15 protein-coding genes are annotated in these 16193 nt (G+C 67.5%); 13 read left to right on the top strand and 2 right to left on the bottom strand.

Features of this window, described 5'->3' with window-relative positions; translation table 11 throughout:
- Positions 1-135 precede the first annotated feature (135 nt).
- The 4 genes from CJ014_RS06380 (at position 136) to CJ014_RS06365 (ending at position 4855) form a co-directional block, all read left to right on the top strand.
- The gene (locus CJ014_RS06380; RefSeq protein WP_100079694.1) at positions 136-1776 is read left to right on the top strand and encodes an FGGY-family carbohydrate kinase; all 1641 of its coding nucleotides are present in this window, start codon (positions 136-138) and stop codon (positions 1774-1776) included.
- 128 nt (positions 1777-1904) lie between these two features.
- Entirely contained in the window at positions 1905-2924 is a 1020-nt protein-coding gene (locus CJ014_RS06375) for a substrate-binding domain-containing protein (RefSeq protein WP_100079693.1), read from the top strand.
- A 138-nt stretch (positions 2925-3062) separates the two neighbouring features.
- Positions 3063-4049, top strand: coding sequence for an ABC transporter permease (locus CJ014_RS06370; RefSeq protein WP_100079692.1), 987 nt, complete (start codon positions 3063-3065; stop codon positions 4047-4049).
- Positions 4049-4855, top strand: a complete 807-nt coding sequence (locus CJ014_RS06365) for an ATP-binding cassette domain-containing protein (RefSeq protein WP_100079691.1) — start codon at positions 4049-4051, stop codon at positions 4853-4855. The genes CJ014_RS06370 and CJ014_RS06365 overlap by 1 nt, the downstream gene beginning before the upstream one ends.
- Positions 4856-4863: 8 nt before the next feature.
- Here the strand turns inward: CJ014_RS06365 and CJ014_RS06360 are convergent, their stop codons facing one another.
- Positions 4864-5691, bottom strand: coding sequence for a DeoR/GlpR family DNA-binding transcription regulator (locus CJ014_RS06360; RefSeq protein ID WP_165790770.1), 828 nt, complete (start codon positions 5689-5691; stop codon positions 4864-4866).
- A gap of 211 nt (positions 5692-5902) precedes the next feature.
- Here CJ014_RS06360 and CJ014_RS06355 point away from each other — a divergent pair, with 211 nt between their 5' ends.
- The 9 genes from CJ014_RS06355 (at position 5903) to CJ014_RS06315 (ending at position 15020) form a co-directional block, all read left to right on the top strand.
- Positions 5903-7219: an ABC transporter substrate-binding protein gene (locus tag CJ014_RS06355; RefSeq protein WP_100079689.1), complete on the top strand. Its 1317-nt coding sequence runs from the start codon at positions 5903-5905 to the stop codon at positions 7217-7219.
- The gene (locus CJ014_RS06350) at positions 7216-8163 is read left to right on the top strand and encodes a carbohydrate ABC transporter permease (protein ID WP_100079688.1); all 948 of its coding nucleotides are present in this window, start codon (positions 7216-7218) and stop codon (positions 8161-8163) included. Before CJ014_RS06355 ends, CJ014_RS06350 begins: the two co-directional genes overlap by 4 nt.
- Before the next feature lie 10 nt (positions 8164-8173).
- Positions 8174-9019: a carbohydrate ABC transporter permease gene (locus CJ014_RS06345; RefSeq protein WP_100079687.1), complete on the top strand. Its 846-nt coding sequence runs from the start codon at positions 8174-8176 to the stop codon at positions 9017-9019.
- Positions 9020-9024: 5 nt separating this feature from the next.
- Positions 9025-10338, top strand: coding sequence for an ADP-dependent glucokinase/phosphofructokinase (locus tag CJ014_RS06340; protein WP_165790769.1), 1314 nt, complete (start codon positions 9025-9027; stop codon positions 10336-10338).
- A complete protein-coding gene (locus CJ014_RS06335; RefSeq protein WP_100079685.1) occupies positions 10338-11417 on the top strand; it encodes an ABC transporter ATP-binding protein in 1080 nt (359 codons plus the stop codon). The genes CJ014_RS06340 and CJ014_RS06335 overlap by 1 nt, the downstream gene beginning before the upstream one ends.
- Positions 11418-11484: 67 nt before the next feature.
- Positions 11485-12489 (top strand): hypothetical protein, encoded by a 1005-nt coding sequence (locus CJ014_RS06330; RefSeq protein ID WP_100079684.1) that lies wholly within the window; start codon positions 11485-11487, stop codon positions 12487-12489.
- Between the two features lie 135 nt (positions 12490-12624).
- Positions 12625-13131 (top strand): DUF1543 domain-containing protein, encoded by a 507-nt coding sequence (locus tag CJ014_RS06325; RefSeq protein ID WP_100079848.1) that lies wholly within the window; start codon positions 12625-12627, stop codon positions 13129-13131.
- Positions 13132-13202: 71 nt separating this feature from the next.
- A complete protein-coding gene (locus CJ014_RS06320; RefSeq protein ID WP_100079683.1) occupies positions 13203-13706 on the top strand; it encodes a GAF domain-containing protein in 504 nt (167 codons plus the stop codon).
- A 312-nt stretch (positions 13707-14018) separates the two neighbouring features.
- Positions 14019-15020 (top strand): enoyl-CoA hydratase/isomerase family protein, encoded by a 1002-nt coding sequence (locus tag CJ014_RS06315; RefSeq protein WP_100079682.1) that lies wholly within the window; start codon positions 14019-14021, stop codon positions 15018-15020.
- A 99-nt stretch (positions 15021-15119) separates the two neighbouring features.
- Here CJ014_RS06315 and CJ014_RS06310 read toward each other — a convergent pair whose 3' ends face one another.
- On the bottom strand, positions 15120-16040 hold the full coding sequence (locus tag CJ014_RS06310; protein WP_165790768.1) for a LysR family transcriptional regulator: 921 nt from the start codon (positions 16038-16040) through the stop codon (positions 15120-15122).
- Positions 16041-16193: the final 153 nt, after the last annotated feature.

Raw genomic sequence — 16193 nt, 5'->3', positions numbered from 1 at the left:
AATATACAAAATTGCATTGACTTTTGATTACATCAAGCCTCTGTAGAAGCGAAGGGGCTGCGGCGGGTGCCCATGCCGCCACGGCCTTTTGCAGCGACGGGCCGAGCGCCGGCGTCGATCGGGGGGAGCGGCGGCATGAGCGGGCGTTATCTCATCGGCCTCGATTTCGGCACGCTGTCGGTGCGCGGCGTGCTGATCGACGCCGGATCGGGCGTGGCGGTCGATCACCATGCGTCGCCCTACCGCCACGGCGTGATGAGCGGATCGCTGGCCGATGGCACGCCCTTGCCGTCCGGCTTCGCCCTGCAGGACGCCCGGGACTATCTCGCCGCCGCCGAGGAAGTGCTGATCCATCTCGGGCGGGATCGCCATATTCTGGCGATCGGCCTCGACTTCACCGCCTCGTCGCCGCTGCCGGCGACGGCGGACGGCACGCCGCTGTCGGCGCCGATGCCCGGCGAGCCGCACGCCTATGTCAAGCTCTGGAAGCACAGCGCCCAACGCTATGCCGACGCGATCAACGCAGCGGGCGGCGCCTTTCTCGACGATTTCGGCGGGCGGCTTTCCGGCGAATGGCTGCTCGCCAAGGCGGCGCAGGTGGCGGCCGAGGCGCCGGCGGTCTGGGCGGCGGCCGACCGCTTCATCGAAGCCGGCGACTGGATGGTCATGCAGCTCACCGGCCACGAGGTGCGCAATCTCGGCTTCGCCGCCTACAAGGCGCAATATTCCACGATCGAAGGCTATCCCGCGGGCGTAGTGCCCGGCATCGAAAGCCGCCTTGCCCTGCCGCTGCCGGCCGGCAGCCCGGCCGGCGAACTCACCGAAGACTGGCGGCGGCGCACCGGCATCAAGGGGCCGGCCACCGTGGCGGTGGCGATCATCGACTCGCACGCGGTGCTGCCGGCCGTCGGCGCCGTCGAGGACGGCACCATGGTCGGGGCGCTCGGTACCTCGGCCGCCTATATGTTTCTCGCCGAACGCCGCCGGCCTCTACCCGAGGGTCTCGAGGGCGTGGCGCATGGCGGCTCCCTGCCGGACCTGTGGCTCTTCGAGGCGGGGCAAGCGGCCTTCGGCGACGTGCTTGCCTGGTTCGCCCGCACCTTTCCGCGCGGTCCGGATCTGGCGGCGAGCTTTGCCGCCTACAACGCCGAGGCGGCAAAGCTCGCCCCCGGCGACAATCACCTCGTCGGGCTCGACTGGTGGAACGGCAACCGCGTTCCCCACGCGGATTCGCGCCTGTCGGGGCTGCTGATGGGTTTCGGCCTCGACACCACCGCCGCCGGCATCTACCGGGCGCTGATGGAGGCCCTCTGCTACGGAACGCGCCGGATTCTCGAATTGGCCACCGCCGGCGGCCTCGACACGCGGCGGGTGGTGATGACCTCCGGCCTCGCCGAAGCCAATCCCCTGCTGGTGGCGATCATGGCCGACATCCTCGGCCGGGAGATCGAGCTGCCGGAGATCGCCCACGCCACGGCGACGGGCGCCGCCATCCACGGCGCCGTCGCGGCGGGCGTCGTTGCCGACTTCAAGGCGGGCGCCGAGCGCTTCGGCGCTCGGTCGCGGCGGCAATTCCGCCCCGATGCGGCGCGGTCGGCGCGCTATCAATCGCTGTTCTCCGCCTATTGCGACCTCTCCAGCCTCGCGCCGGTTCGCGCGGCGATGCGCTGCATCGGTTCCTTGACGGGCGAGATTGCCGGCCCCGGCGAAGAGGTGCCGCAGGCCGGGGAAACGGCGACGAACAATACCACTCAGTCGAAAGCTACTTTTGGATAAAAATATACAAATATATATTGTTTATGTTTGACTTCATACATAATTGCTGTCAAATCGAGATGGCCTCGGAGGAAAGGGCCACGGAGCCGGAAGAGGAAACGGCTCCAGACAACAACCGGGAGGAAAGTATGCAGACTTCTCATCGCGACAGGTCTCGTCACGCGTCCTCGCAGCTAGCGATAAGCTGCGCGGTCTTCGCCCTCGCCTTCGGCCTCGTCGGGGCGACCGGTGTTTCCTATGCTCAGGAAGGCGCCATTGTCGGCCTGGTGACCAAGACCGAGGTCAATCCCTTCTTCGTCAAGATGCGCCAGGCGGCCGAGGCGGAGGCCAAAGCCAAGGGACTGACGCTGATCGCCCGCGCCGGCAAGTTCGACGGCGACAATGAAGGCCAGGTGGCGGCCATCGAGGACCTGATCTCGGCCGGCGCCAAGGGCATCCTGGTGACGCCCAACAACTCCTCGGGCATGCTCAACGTCATCAAGAAGGCGCGCGACGCCGGCGTGCTGGTGATCGCGCTCGACACGGCCACCGATCCGGCCGATGCCGTCGACGCCACCTTCGCGACGGACAATTTCCAGGCTGGCGTCCAGCAGGGCGCCTATGCCAAGGCGGCGCTCGGCGACAAGAAGCCGGTGATCGCCATGCTCGACGGCACGCCCGGCGGCACGGTCGACACCTTCCGCCACGACGGCTTCCTGAAGGGCTTCGGCATCGCCGAGGGCGATCCGGCCATTGCCGGCGCCGCCATCACCAACGGCGCCCAGGACAAGGGCCAGATCGGCATGGAGAACCTTCTCTCCAAGAACGGCGACATCAACGTCGTCTATACGATCAACGAGCCGGCGGCGGCCGGCGGCTACGCGGCGCTGAAGTCGTTCGGCAAGGAAAACGACGTCATCCTGACCTCGATCGACGGCGGCTGCGCCGGCGTGCGCAACGTCAAGGCCGGGATCATCGCCGCGACGGTGATGCAGTTCCCCTACAAGATGGCGTCGATGGGCGTCGACGCGGTGGCCGAGTATGCGGCGAGCGGCAAGAAGCCGTCCGGCTTCGTCGATACCGGCTCCTACCTCATCACCGACAAGCCGATGCCGGGCCTCGACTCCAAGGACAGCGAGTGGGGCCTCCAGAACTGCTGGGGCGACTGACCGCCGCTGGCTGAGGCCGGCGGACGCATGGCATCATCCCGGTCGCCCGCTGGGCCGACCGGCTGACGCCCGAACGGGCCGGCGGAACGTCATACCTCCGCCGGCCCGTCCTCACCCCACGTCAGTTGCGAGGTCCCGATGAGCAGCGCAACCCCGTCCGCCCCGGATCCCGATGCCGGGCTGCTTTCGCGAACCAAGGCCATCCCGGCGATCGGGCCGGTCCTGGTTCTCCTGGCGTTCTGCCTGGTGTTCGCGATCACCAATCCGCGCTTTCTCGCCCCGCACAACCTTTCAATCATATTGCAGCAGACCATCGTGGTGGGCACGCTGGCCATCGGCCAGACGCTGGTGATCCTGACCGCCGGCATCGACCTCGCCGTCGGCGCCGTCTGCGTGCTCGGCACCATCGTCGCCGGAAAGCTGGTCAACCTCGGCTACGACCCGATGCTGTCGATGCTATTCGCGGTGATCCTGTGCACGCTGTCCGGCCTCGTCGCCGGCGCGCTGGTGAGCCGGCTCGACCTGCCGCCCTTCATCGTCACCCTCGGCACGCTCGGCATCCTGACGGCGGCGTTGCGCCTCATCTCCAAGGGCGGCGCCTTCCCGGTGCAGGACGATTTTCTCGGCCTGACCGGCAACACCTTCCGCGTCGGCAGCTTCGTCCTCACCTATGGCGTCCTCGCCATGCTGCTGCTCTACGCCGTCGTCTGGTACCTGCTCAACGAGACGCGCTGGGGACGCCACGTCTACGCCATCGGCAACAATCCCGAGGCGGCGCGCCTCGTCGGCATTCCGGTCCGGCTGCACCTCCTACAGGTCTATGCGCTGGCCGGCCTCATCTACGGCATCACCGCCTGGCTCGCCCTCGGCCGCATTCCGAACGCCGATCCCAATGCGCTCCAGACGGCCAACCTCGATTCGATCACCGCCGTGGTGATCGGCGGCACCAGCCTGTTCGGCGGACGTGGCGGCCTGGTCGGCACGCTGATCGGCGCGCTGATCGTCGGCGTTCTGCGCAACGGCCTGACGCTGGCCGGCATCGATCCGCTCTGGCAGGACCTCGTCACCGGCATCCTGGTGATCGTCGCCGTCGCCTTCGACCAGCTTTCCCGCAGGAGGCGCTGATGTCGACGCTCACCGCCACGCCGGAGACCCGCGGCGCCGATCCCGGCCGCAACGTGCTGGAGGCCCGCAACCTCGTCAAAAGCTACGGCCACGTCGTTGCCCTCGATGGCGTCGATTTCGAGCTGCGCGCCGGCGAGATCCTGGCCGTGGTCGGCGACAACGGCGCCGGCAAGTCGACGCTGATCAAGACGCTGACCGGCGCGGTGGTGCCGGACAGCGGCGAGATCCTGCTCGACGGCCAGCCGGTGCATTTCAAGGGACCGCTCGACGCCCGCCATCGCGGCATCGAGGCGGTCTACCAGGATCTCGCCGTGGCGCCGGCCCTCGACATCCCCAGCAACCTGTTCCTGGGGCGCGAGCTGCTGTCGCTCGGCCTTCTCGGCAGCGTCTTCCGCCGCCTCGACAAGCGGCGCATGCGCGAGGAGGCCGAAAGGGCGATGGCCGAGCTGAAGTTCCGCCTGCCGTCGATCGCCAGCCGCGTCGAAAACCTGTCCGGCGGCCAGCGTCAGGGCGTCGCCGTGGCGCGGGCGGCGGTGTTCGCCCGCAAGCTCGTCATCATGGACGAGCCGACCGCCGCGCTGGGGGTACGGGAAACCGGCCAGGTGCTGGAGCTCATCCGCAACATCCGCGACCGCGGCCTGCCGGTGGTGCTGATCAGCCACAACATGCCGAACGTGTTCGAGCTCGCCGACCGCATCTTCATCATGCGTCTCGGCCGGCGGGCGGCGGTCGTCTCGCCGAAGACCCACACCATGGCCGACGTGGTGGCCATCATGACCGGCGCCGTCAAGGTCGAGGCAGGGTGACCGCCCGATCAGCCGGCGCCCGCCTCGCCGTCGTCCGGCACGACGATCAGCAGCGTGCCGGCCGCCTCGAGCGCCGCCTGGATGTCGGGCGGCGGCGGCGCGTCGGTGACCAGCGCGAAGACGCGCTCGAGCGAGGCGACCTTGGCGAAGGCGTGGCGCCCGAACTTGCGGCTGTCGGCCAGAATGATTGTCCGCCGCGCCGCCTCGATCATCGCCGCCATCATGGTGGCTTCGGAGAGATGGCTGGTCCAGAAGCCGGCAGCGTCGACGCCGCCGACGCCGATGACCGCGGTGTCGGCGGTGATGGCGCCGGTGCCGACGAAGCCGATCGGGCCGAGCGTCACCTGGGCGCCGCTGCGGATTTCGCCGCCCAGCAGGTAGAGGTTGAGGATGGCGGCCGGCGGCACGACCGGCGGCAGCCCGAGATTGTTGGTGACGATGGTCAGGCGGCGCCGCGTGTCGAGCGCAGCGGCGAAGGCGATGGTGGTGGTGCCGCCGTTGACCAGCAGCGTCTCGCCGTCGGCGATCAACGCCGCCGCGGCCTGACCGATGCGTGTTTTTGCCGCATGATGCGACTTCATGCGGAGATCGAAGGGCGTATCGGCCGTCGCCATGCTGGAGGCGGGAAGCGCGCCGCCATGGATGCGGCTGACCAGACCCTGTTCGGCCAGGATGTCGAGATCCCGCCGGATGGTGTCGAGCGAAACGTCGAAGCGCGCGCTCATGTCCGTCACGGTAATCTGCCCCAACTGCTGGGCGAGACGCAGGATATCGGCCCGCCGTCGCGCCGGCAGCGTCGCGTCCGAACCGGTTTTCTCCAGGTCCTCTGTGGTCATCGTCGCTTGGCCTGTCCCTACAAACATCCGGATTTGCCGGCAACCTAGCATACCGGGTTTTGCGTCACAAAGCGGCACAAAGTCGCATCATGTCGTATTTTATTATGCTGTTTTTTGCTTGACAGTTCGACTTTATGCAGCTTTTATCGGCCCGCTCATGAGAGAAGTTTCGCCGATCGGACGAAACCCGCGAGCGTACGGGAGAGAACGCATGACTGACAATGACGATCATGTCGGCAAGCCTGCGGCTGTCGGGCGCCGTCAGTTCCTGAAAGTGGCGGGCATCACCACGGGCGGCGTGCTGGCCGCGCCGGCGATCCTGAAGCTCGCTTCGGTCGCCTCCGCCGCGGACCGCACCAACATCACCTTCGCCAGCGCCAAGTTCTTCGGCAAGCGCACCGTCGCCGAGATGGTGGATGTCTTCAACCAGTCGCAGAGCCGCATCCTCGTTCGTTACGACGAGTTGCCGCCGCCGAGCGCCTCCACCGAGGTCCACCAGGGGCTGGTGCAGCGCCTGGCCAAGAAGGACGGCTCGCCCGACGTCTTCACCCAGGACGTCGTGTGGATCGCCGAGTTCGCCGGCGCCGGCTGGGCCCTGCCGCTCGACGAGTATGTCACCGCCGACGAAGCCGGCGCCTACTTCCCCGGCGTGCTGGCCGCCTGCAAGTGGCAGGGCAAGCTGACGGCCCTGCCCTGGTACGTCGACAGCGGCATGCTCTACTACCGCAAGGATCTCGTCTCCTCCCCGCCGGAGACCTGGGAGCAGTTGGTCGCCGCGGCGACCGACCTCGTCAAGGCCGGCAAGGTGAAGATCGGCTTCTCCTGGCAGGCCAAGCAGGCCGAGGTGCTGATCTGCGACCTCGTGGAGTTCGTGACCTCCAACGGCGGCAGCATCCTCGGCGACGACGGCAAGACGGTGCACATCGCCGACGACGCGGCGGTCGAGGCCGTGCAGTTCATGTACGACACCATCGAGAAATACAAAATCAGCCCGCCGGACGTCCGCAGTTGGGACGAGGAGCCGTCGCGCACGCCGTTCACCGGCGGCGACGTCGCCTTCCTGCGCAACTGGTCCTACGTCTATTCCATCTGCCAGGACAAGGCGGCGTCCTCGGTGGTCGACAAGGTCGGCGTGGCGCCGCTGCCGCACTTCGAGGGCGGCAAGAGCGCCGCCTGCCTCGGCGGCTACCAGTATGGCGTCAACGCCTCGACCAAGAACCGCGACGCCTCCGTCGAGTTCCTGAAGTGGCTGTCGAGCCCGGAGACGCAACTGCTGTTCGCCACCGAGCTCGGCCTCGCCCCGAGCCGGCCGGCCGTGTTCGACAGCGCCGAGCTCGGCAAGGCCCAGCCGTTCATGCAGACGCTGAAGCCGGTGTTCGTCGGCGCCACGGCGCGTCCGGTGACGCCGAAATATTCGCAAGTCTCGCTGGCGCTGCAATCGGCCGTCTCCAAGGCGGTCACCAACGGCAACGTCGCCGACGCCCTCAAGGAAGCCAAGACCCGGCTCGAGGGCATCGTCGGCACATGACAGCGCTTCCGTCCGCCGGCCTTGCGGCCGGCAGCCGGCGGAGCAAGCGGCTGGGGCGGAGGAGCCGCGCCGAAAGGTGGGCGCCTCTGCTCTTCCTCCTGCCCGCGGTCGTCACCCTCGCCACCGTCTCCGTCTATCCCGTCCTCGACGGCATGCGCCTTTCCCTGCGCAATACCATGCTGTCGACCCAGGAAGACGAATTCGTCGGTCTTGCCAATTACCTCCGCCTGACGGGCGACCCGCAGTTCTGGTCGGCCTGGCAGCACACCATGCTGTTCACCGCCGCCTCGACGCTTCTCGAGACGCTGCTCGGCATGGCCATGGCGGTGGTTCTCTACGAGACCTTCAGGGGACGGGGCTGGGTGCGGGCGGCGATGCTGGTGCCCTGGGCCATCCCCACCGTGGTGACCTCGAAGATGTTCGGCTGGCTGTTCGACGGCCAGCATGGCGTGGTCAACTGGCTGCTGATGCAGGCCGGCCTGATCGACGGCTACGTCAACTGGTATGGCGACAGCCGGACGGCGCTCCTCACCATCATCATCGCCGACGTCTGGAAGACGACACCCTTCATGGCGCTGCTGCTGCTCGCCGGCCTGCAGACGGTGCCGCATTCGCTGGTCGAGGCCGCCCGCATCGACGGCGCCGGGCCCTGGCAGTCGTTCTGGTCGATCCGCCTGCCGCTGCTGTTCACGACGCTGCTGATCGCCGGCATGTTCCGCGCCCTCGACGCCTTCCGCATCTTCGACCTCGTCTACGTGCTGACGGGCGGCGGCCCGGCCGATTCCACCGAGGTGCTGTCGACGCTCTCCTACAAGGTGCTCTTCTCGGGGCTCGATTTCGGCTACGGCAGCGCGCTGTCGGCGGCCATGTTCATCACCGAGGCGGTCATCGCCCTCGGCTTCGGTCTTTTCATCGTTCGCCGCATGCGGCGCGACAACGGCTGAGGAGGAAAGGATGCCGTCCTCTTGGCGCGCCCAACTGCTGATCACCCGGATCGCGCTCTACCTGGCCTCGGCCCTGATCGTCGTCTGGTCGGTGGCGCCCTTCCTCTGGCAGCTCTCCACCTCCTTCCAGGAAGACCGGCTGCTGTCGTCGCCGACGCCGAGCTTCCTGCCGTGGCCCGGCACCCTCGAGCATTTCCGCAACATCTTCGTCGAGAAGGAATTCCACCTCTACATCGTCAACTCGGCCATCGTGGCGGGGCTCACCACGCTGTTCTGCCTGGCGATCGGCGCCGCCGCCGCCTTCGCGCTGGCCCGGCTGCGCGTCTACTACCACTTCGGCATCCTGGCGCTGATCCTGTCGGTGTCGATGTTCCCGCAGATCGCCATCGTCGCGCCGCTCTACCTCGCCGCGTCGGCGCTCGGGCTGATGAACACCTACACCATTCTCGTCCTCATCTACCTGTCGCTCGGCCTGCCGCTGGTGATCTGGGTGCTGTTCGGCTACTTCCAGACCATCCCCCGCGAGATCGACGAGGCCGCCATCATCGACGGCGCCGGGCCGCTGCGCCTGATGGTCTCGATCATCCTGCCGATGTCGCTGCCCGGTTTCGTCACCACCGGCCTGCTCGCCTTCATCATGGCCTGGAACGAATTCATGTTCGCGCTCGCCTTCACCTCGGGCGTCGAGCGCCAGACCATTCCCGTCGGCATCGCCAACTTCACCAACCTCTACTACGTCCCCTGGGGCGATCTCGCCGCCGCCTCGGTGGTGGTGACGCTGCCGCTGGTCCTGCTGGTGCTCGCCTTCCAGCGTTGGATCATCCAGGGGCTGACGCAGGGCGCGGTCAAGGAATGACGACGATGAACAGCGCCCCGACCATTGCCGTCACGCCGATCGACTGGGCCGGCGCCTACGACCGGCTCGCCGCCGAACTGCCGGCCCTCGTCACCGCCGCGACGACGCTCGTCACCGGCTTCGCCGCCTGCCTCGACCGGCGCATCGATCTGCACACCGTGGCACCGGCGCTGGCCGAGCGTCCGGAGGCCGGCGCCCGCCGCCTGTTCGCCGAGCTGATGGCGCGCGCCAGGGCCGGACGCGGCGGCGAACTGCTGGTGGACGACTGGCCGGACGGCGCCGCCTTCCTCGATCCGCATACGCTGCCGGACGGCATGGCGATCGGCGGCACCTCGGCGCAGGCCGCCTGGACGCTGGCCGCCATCGGCGCGCCGTCCCTTCTTGCCCTTGGAGAAGCCGGTCCCGAGGAGCTCGCCGCGCTGCACGCCGGCATCGGGCTGGCCGAAAGCGGGGCGACGCTCGGCTCGCCACGCCATCGCCGGCCGGCGCGCCGCTCCGGGCCGGCGCACTACATCGTCGAGTATACCGCCGGCCGGCCGCTGCCCGGCTTGGTGCCGGAGCGCTCGACCCGCGTCATCGTCCGCTTCGCCGACGAGGCCTTGCAGGAGGACGCGATGTTCGACCGCTGGGTCGCGGCGCATGGGCCGCAGCTCCGCGTCGGCCTGCTGTCGTCGCCGAATGCCGTTCCGCTCGCCGACCTGCCGCCGGCGCTCGCCCGTCTGGCGGCGGCGGCGCGGGCCTGGCGCCGCGCCGGCCTGTCGATCGTCCACCTCGAGCTCGGCGACTATCCCTGGCCGGGAACGCTCGGCGCCACGCTGGCCGGCCTGGCACCCGAAGTGACGTCGATCGGCCTCAACCAGAACGAGCTGCGCGGCCTGGTGCCGGGCGACGATCCGCTGGCGCAGGCGGACGAGCTGTCGCGCCGGCTCGGCGTCGACCGCCTCGTCGTGCATGCCGACGGCTGGGCGCTTGCCGTCACCCGCGGCGACGCCGGGGTGGAGCTGGACGCCCTCGCCATGGGCTGTCTGCTCGCCGCCGCCCGCGCCGAGGCCGGCCGGCCGTCGTCGCATCCCCGCGTGCCGCGCCGGGCGAGCTTCGGCCCGCTGCCGGTGCCGCCGCTGTCGTCGTTGCCGGACGGCCGCCGGGTTGCCTGCGTCGCCGCGCCCTATCTCGAACGGCCCGCCTCCACCGTCGGCCTCGGGGACAGCTTCACCGCCGGCTGCCTGCTCGTCCACTCCAACACCCGTCACAGGCCGATTGTCGGCCCGGTCGGGCTGCCGGCCGGCGCGATCGCCGATACAGACCCGCGGAGACCGTGATGGCACCCGTTTTTCTCAAGTCGATCACCAAGGCCTACGGCGCGTTCGAGGCGATCCACGACATCGACCTCGAGATCGAGGACGGCGCCTTCGTCGTCCTGGTCGGGCCGTCGGGCTGCGGCAAGTCCACCCTGCTGCGGATGATCGCCGGCCTGGAGACCATCAGCCGCGGCGAGGTGCTGATCGACGGCGAGGTGATGAACGACGTGCCGCCCAAGCACCGCGACATCGCCATGGTGTTCCAGAACTATGCGCTCTATCCGCACATGACCGTGGCGGAGAACATGGGTTTCGCGCTGCGCCTCGCCAAGGTGCCGGCGGCGGAAGCGGCCGAGAAGATCAGGACCAGCGCCGCCGTTCTCGGCCTCACCGACCTGCTCGACCGCTATCCCCGCCAGCTCTCCGGCGGCCAGCGCCAGCGCGTCGCCATGGGCCGGGCGATCGTCCGCAACCCCAAGGTGTTCCTGTTCGACGAGCCGCTCAGCAACCTCGACGCCGCCCTGCGCATGCAGATGCGCGTCGAGATCGCCGAGCTGCACCAGAAGCTCGGCACCACCATGATCTACGTGACGCACGATCAGGTGGAGGCGATGACGCTGGCCACCAAGATCGCCGTCGTCAACAAGGGCAGGCTCGAACAGGTGGCGTCGCCCGTCCGCCTCTACGAGCGGCCGCAGAACCTGTTCGTCGCCCGGTTCATCGGCTCGCCGCAGATGAACATCCTGCCGGCCCGCGCGGCGGACGGCGGCGGCGCGGCGCGCCTTCTCGACGGCAGCAGGATCGCCCTGCCGTGGCCGTTGCCGCTCGGCGAGGACGGCGAGCTGAGCGTCGGCATCCGTCCGGAGGCCCTGCTGATTGCCGACGACGGCGCTCTCGGCGGCCGCGTGACGCTCGCCGAGCATCTCGGCGGCCTGACGCTCGTCCACATCGCGCTTACCGACGGCGCGCCGGTGGTTCTGCAGGCGGTCGGCGCCCCCACCGTCGCCGTCGGCGATCTCGTCCGCCTGCGCGTCGATCCGGCGGGGCTGCACCTGTTCGACCCCGACGGCCGCCGCATCGCCAAGCCCGGCGAAAGCTGAACCTTTCCCTCGATGCCGTTCCGGATAACCGGCGGCAGCCCAAGCCCAAGCAGCCAAGGAGAATTCGATGTTCCGCATGAACGCCAAGCTCGCCAAGATCCGGGCCGGCAACTACGCCAAGGGCGACTTCATCATCGCCGACGCCAAGGACGGCGACATGTCCAACCCGATCCCGGGCACCGGGCCGGTGCGCGACGAGGACGGCAAGTTCGTCCGCTTCCGGACGCGCGCCGAGTTCCTGGAGATGATCACCCAACTGATCCGCCAGGATCTCCTCGACATCATGCTGGTGTCCTGCTCCAACCTCGAGCTGCTGCAGGAGGCCGGCGCCTTCCGGGACAGCCCGGTGCGGCCGGCCTTCCGCGCCAACGACACCACCGACATCTGGGGCGCCCGCCCCGACGGCTACGGCAAGCTCGGCCCGTCGCGCCCGTTCCGCACGCCGTCGCTGAAGCGGATCGCCGAGGCCAAGATCGGCAACCTCGGCCTCTACTCCATCACCTTCGTCAACGACATCGAGGCCGACCTCAAGTCGCTCGAAGCCTTCCGCGACTTCCGCGAGGACGCGGCGGCGAACGGCATCGAGTATTTCCTCGAAGTGTTCAACCCCAACGTCGAGTGCGGCATCGCGCCGTCCGACATCGGCTCGTTCGTCAACGACAATCTCGCCCGCTGCCTGTCGGGCGTGCTCAAGGTCGACCGGCCGCAGTTCCTGAAGTATCCCTACAACGGCGCCAAGGCGCTGGAGGAGCTCGCTTCCTACGATCCGCAACTGGTGGTGGGCGTGCTGGGCGGCGGCGCCGGCACGACGCGCGACACCTTCGAGCTGCTCTACCAGGCCGAGAAATACGGCGCCCGCGTCGCGCTGTTCGGCCGCAAGATCAACCTCGCCGAGAGCCAGCTCGACATGGTCCGTCACATGCGCGCCGTGGCCGACGGCGACATGCAGCCGCTCGAGGCGGTCAGGTCCTACCACGCCGTGCTCAGGGACAAGGGCATCGCCGCGGTCCGCAGCCTCGAAGACGACAGCGCCGTCACCGAGACGGTCCTGATGGCGGCGGCCTCCGCCTGACGCCGCCTGCCCGAGCACCCTTTCCGCCCGGAGCGCACGGCCGCTCCGGGCGTTTTTGTCGGGAGCCTCGCGTCGGTTCGGGCTTGACATGGCCGCGTGAACCAATAGGCCATGACCAAGACGCAGGAGGTGGCCGTGAAACTCTTCATGTTCCAGGTGGGCGGCAATTTCAGGAATTCCAACGTCGAATTGCACGACATTCGTTTTTCGATCGGCGAAACGGCGGAAGACTGCTACGCGGACCTCAGATCGCAATGGTGGGGCGATCCGCAAAGCCTGCATCTCGACTGCTGGGGCGAGGTGGAACAGGCCGAGGGCTACGACGTCTCGCTCGTGGCGGACGGCGGCGAGCCGGCGGCCGATCGGCTGTTCTTCGTCAACCTCGGCGGCTACAGCCCGACCGAATTCACCGAGCTGCACCGCAACGTGTTGATCGTTTCCCCGGACGCCGCTACGGCCAAGGCAAAGGCCCTGACGCTGGTGCGGGACTGGAGCCTGCCGCACAAGGACCGCCTGTTCGAGGTGGACAAGGCGGTCGACCTCTCGGCGACGTTGCAACAGCGTGGCTATTCGATCCGTCTCGCCAAAGCCTCGGCGCCGAAACCATTCGTCTTCACCTGCAACTACGTTCCGATCGCCTGATGCCGGCCGCCCCGGCCGGGGAATTCATCGGCCTTGGCTGCCAATCCCTTGAAAAGAGGATGGAATAAGCGATGTTCGTTGCCGGAAGGATCGACGCCGCCGACAAGATCGCCTTTTATCGCGAGCTGGCGGCCCAGTATGGGGCCCTGATCGACGGCGAGAGGGATGCCATCGCCAACGCGGCGAACCTGTCGGCGCTGATTTACGACGCGGTGCCGGATCTCAACTGGGCCGGCTTTTATTTCCGGCGGGCGCAGGGCGAATTGGTGCTCGGCCCGTTTCAGGGCAAGGTCGCCTGCGTTCGCATCGCGGTCGGCAAGGGCGTATGCGGCAGCGCCGTCGCCGAAGGGCGCTCCATGCTGGTCCCGGATGTCCACGCCTTCCCGGGGCATATCGCGTGCGACTCGGCGTCACGGTCGGAGCTGGTTCTGCCGCTCTGGCGGGATGGCGAAATCGTCGGCGTGCTCGACCTCGACAGCCCTCTTCCCGGCCGGTTCGACGCCGACGACCAGGCGGGGCTGGAAGCGCTCGCCGCCATCTACGTCCGCGGCAGCGACGGCTCGTTCGGACTTTGACTGCAGGGCGCGGTTCGAGATCATGGCGGATGACGAGGCTGCCCCCGTCTGCGAACGGGCGGCATTCGAGGGCGTGTTGCGGCTTCCGCAGGACTTCGGCGCGAGAAGCCGGTTATAGAAAACAGGCATAACCAAAAGAACCAAAAAGAATTTCTACCACTTGATTGCTGCTGCTAGCTTCGCCACACGATAAGAAGTGATGCTCAACTAACAGTACTTCTATCGAAACAAGGCAATTCCACGCCTTCACCTTTGTTGTCTCGCAGCGAACGCGGGACGACAGGCTATATTTTTGTCTGGAAGGAACCGATCATGGTGATCCGCGCGAACTATCCCTCCGATCATGAGCGGAGCAAGACCACTACCCAAGCCGAGAAGGACTACGGCTGCATTCCGCACATGACGTTCGCGGAGTATTCCGACAAGCTCAAGCACTGCTTCACCATGAAGCGGAAGAACGGCATCCTCGAAGCGCGCCTGCACACCGACGGCGACAGCCTGCAGTGGGGCGCGCCGGCCCACCAGGGCCTGCACTATTTCTTCAACTGGGCCGGCCGCGACCCGGAGAACGAGGTGATCATCCTCGGCGGCTCCGGCAAGGACTTCATGCGCGGCATCGGCCGCCTCGACAAGAACGGCGTGTGGCAGCCGGCCACCGAGTTCACCTCGGCGCCGGCCGAGGCCTGGAAGATGTACGACTTCCAGTATTATGACGGCACCAACGACATCGAGGGCCAGGTGTTCGACATCGAGGTGCCGACCATCGGCGTCTGGAACGGCGCCGCCTTCCACACCGACCTCGTGCTGTTCAACGACATCACGCTGGCCACCGAGGACGCTTGGACGACGGAGATGCACTACCGCGTCAACATGGTGCCCGGCGACGGCATCCAGATCGCCTGGCGCGAGCTGATGGGCCGCAAGCGCTACGCCTATGCCGAGCTGACCGGCGAGATCATCACCGCCCGCAAGGCGCTGGCCCTCGGCATGATCAACGAGATCTGCCCGGACCTCGAGGCTACCTACGACCGCGCCTGGGAGATCGCCGAGCTGATCATGCGCACCGGCACCCGCACGACGCGCCGCATCACCACGCAGATCCTGCGCCAGGCCTGGAAGGAGGACATCGCCAAGGAACTGCGCGGCTCGTTCGCCACCGAGATGTACGTGACCGCCACCGAGCACTCGCCGCACGAGGTCAACTACTGGCAGTGGGCCAAGGAAGAGGCCGAGCTGGTCAAGGCGGCCGAAAAGAAGGGCAAGATCATCCGTCCGCGCATCGATGGCGGCCGCGAGGAAGACGAGATCAAGTGAAGTAACGCCGACCCCGGCCCTTCCTTCGCGCTGGAGGGGCCGGCGGCGGGCGGGCGGCATTCCGTCTCCGAGGTGCCGCCCGCCTCGCGATAGCGCGGGCTACAGCAGCATGCCTTCGCCCCAGCCGCGCGTGTCGGCATAGGCCCTGAGATCGTCGACGAAGGTGGAGATGCTGGGATTGCGGTTCTGCGGGTCCCACACCAGTTCGACGATATATTGACAGTCCTTTTCCTCGATATCGAGCATCACCGAATTGGGCCCCAGGAGGTCACGGCGATGCTTCGGCAGCATGACGACCATGTTGTCGTGCAGCTCGAGATTGAAGCAGCACGTCTGGAGGTTCGCGCATTCGATCACCGGCTTGAACTCGACGCCGTAGCGCTCCACGAAATGCGAATTGCAGGTGCCGGCCAGCGGGAAGTCGCGGCGATTGACGCCGATCAGCGGCCAGTTGCCGATCTCGCGGATCGAGATGGAATCGCGCTCGGCCAGCGGATGGTTGCGATTCACCGCGGCGCAGAGCGGGTCGTTGAACAGGGCGATGCGCTGCAAGCCGTCGTCGACCTGCCGGTTGGGACGGATGCTGAAAGCCAGGTCGGTGGCGCGCTTGGCGAGCGCGGCCGGAATGGTGTCGATCTCGGTGTCGCTGCACTCGACGACGATGGCGGCGTGGCCGCGGCGGAACTCGGTCAGGAAGCTCAGCAGGAATCCCCGCGTCGCCTCGCCGAGAAAGGCGATGGCGAGCTTCTGCTTGCCCTTGCCGAGCGCCGACTGGACGACGGAGAACGACGCCTCGTATTGCGAGATGATCTTGGCCGCTTCCTCGGCCAACAGCCGGCCGGCCATGGTCAGCTCCACCTTGTGGGTGTTGCGGTCGAGGAGCTGGGCGCCGAACTGTTCCTCCAGGTATTTGATGTGACGCGTCAGTACCGGCTGCGTCATGCCGAGTTGCTCGGCGGCGCGGCTGAAGTTCAAGAGCTTGGTCAGCACTAAAAATTCATGGAACAAACGTGTTTCCATGAAGCCTCCTCTTCCCGTCTCTTCCCCCGCCCCGCTTTTCCTCCGCCTCTCCGGCAGGGCGCAGTTAATATCCGAGCTAGCCATTTTTGCGAGATATTCGCAAGTCAGGGCTAATCGGCATCCGGGCCGCCCTCCGGCGGCGGCCCGGTTCTG

The sequence above is a fragment of the Pleomorphomonas carboxyditropha genome, from assembly GCF_002770725.1.
In the GTDB taxonomy this organism is placed as follows: domain Bacteria; phylum Pseudomonadota; class Alphaproteobacteria; order Rhizobiales; family Pleomorphomonadaceae; genus Pleomorphomonas; species Pleomorphomonas carboxyditropha.
This window is presented reverse-complemented; position numbering and strand designations above follow the sequence as displayed.